The organism is Pseudoalteromonas sp. S4492 (assembly GCF_005886115.1).
Lineage (GTDB): Bacteria > Pseudomonadota > Gammaproteobacteria > Enterobacterales > Alteromonadaceae > Pseudoalteromonas > Pseudoalteromonas gelatinilytica.
This window is the reverse complement of sequence record NZ_PNCP01000110.1, coordinates 1-1,725: the sequence shown is the minus strand read 5'-3', so window position 1 is coordinate 1,725 and position 1,725 is coordinate 1. Positions and strand designations below refer to the sequence as shown.

Below are 1,725 nucleotides of genomic sequence, written 5' to 3'. Positions count from 1 at the left end.
TTATGGAGTCAGATCAGTCAGATTGAAGTTCCAAAAGTTAGCTAGTTGCTAGGGGAAAGAGTAAAGTTAATGAGTTAGAAAGAGTAAAGGGGAAAGTTTGCGAGATACGAGACGTAGGAGGCGTTTTAACGCCGAACAAACATGGAGATATCAGATATCAGTCGTTAGAAGTCAGATTTTAAAAACAACGGTTTGACACAAGTGGTAGGCAGTCTAGTGTTGCTAACTTGCTAACTTGCTAACTTGCTAACTTGCTAACTTGCTAACTTGCTAACTTGCTAACTTGCTCTGCTTCCAATCTCACCTAAAACGCTGTAAGTTGCTTGTTACTAAGAATAAAACACACAAAGCATATGCAATCAGCAGTATCAAATTGGCAATCTAAATTAAATGCATTAGGGCCGGGAATTTTAATGGCCACAGCCGCCATAGGTGGTTCACATTTAGTGGCGTCAACACAAGCCGGGTCGTTATTCGGCTGGCAGCTATTTTGGCTGATCATAGTAGTAAACGTATTGAAGTATCCATTCTTTCGATTCGGTATGGAGTACACCCTTGCGACCAAACAAAGTTTAGTTGAGGGCTACAAGCAAAAAGGGCCGGGGTATTTCTATAGTTTTATTGCGCTCAATATTGTCGCCGCGGTAGTAAATACTGCGGGGGTTTTATTATTAACGGCCAGCCTGCTGCACTACGCATTGCCTATCACAATTTCTGTAACCTTATTATGTTGGCTGATTTTGGCTGTGTGTTTGCTCATTTTATTATTAGGGCACTTTAAGGCGCTCGATAATGTTTCAAAGCTCATTATGGGGCTGCTAACGGTTACCACTTTAGCTGCGCTTGTTGTTGCTATTAATAATGGCCCGATGGCGCCTGTTGACTATGTGGGCCCGTCGCCGTATGAACTTGCTATGCTTGGCTTTATGGTCGCGCTCATGGGCTGGATGCCTGCGCCTATCGAAATATCAGCAATTAGCTCACTGTGGCTAAAAGAAAAGCAGCATCAACAAGTCGTGACAAAGCAACAAGGCTTGTTTGATTTTAATTTGGGCTACTGGCTTACCGCAGCACTTGCGTTAGTGTTTTTTTCATTAGGAGTGTTAGTGCAATATGGCCAAGCACAAGCAGTGCAATTAGGTGGCGTTGCCTTTGCAAAGCAATTAATTGATATGTATGCTCTTACCATGGGCGAGTGGGCAAGGCCACTGGTTTCAGGAATCGCTTTTTTATGTATGTTTGGCACCACGCTAACAGTGCTTGATGGCTACGCCAGAACATTAAATGAGTCACATAAACTGCTACCGATTAAACAATCTAAACACAGTTTAAATATGTGGTTATTACTACAAGCATTTGCTGGCATGGCAGTGATTTTATTCTTTAAATCAGCCCTTGGCCCAATGCTTACTTTTGCTATGACCCTCGCTTTTGTAACCACTCCTGTATTTGCGTGGCTGAACTTTAGTTTAGTGCGCTCAGAACCCAGCATTCATCACTCACCTTTATTACGCACCCTAAGCTGGCTAGGATTGGTTTATTTAGTGGGCTTTGCGCTAGTGTTTTTGGTTTGGAAACTCGCTTAGTTAGCGAGTTACAAGGGGAAAGAGTAAAGTTAGAGCTGTCAGATTGACAGTTAGCGAGTTACTAGGGGAAAGAGTAAAGTTGTCGAGCTGCTTGACTTAGATACTAGGTATTTTAGAGTTTCTAACTTTCTAACTTTCT

General features: G+C 42.4%; 1 protein-coding gene. It reads left to right on the top strand.

All coding sequences use genetic code 11. The annotated features are described in order from the left end of the window. The first annotated feature begins 353 nt into the window (after window positions 1–353). Window positions 354–1,586: an NRAMP family divalent metal transporter gene (locus tag CWC28_RS20975; RefSeq protein WP_138625724.1), complete on the top strand. Its 1,233-nt coding sequence runs from the start codon at window positions 354–356 to the stop codon at window positions 1,584–1,586. Window positions 1,587–1,725: the final 139 nt, after the last annotated feature.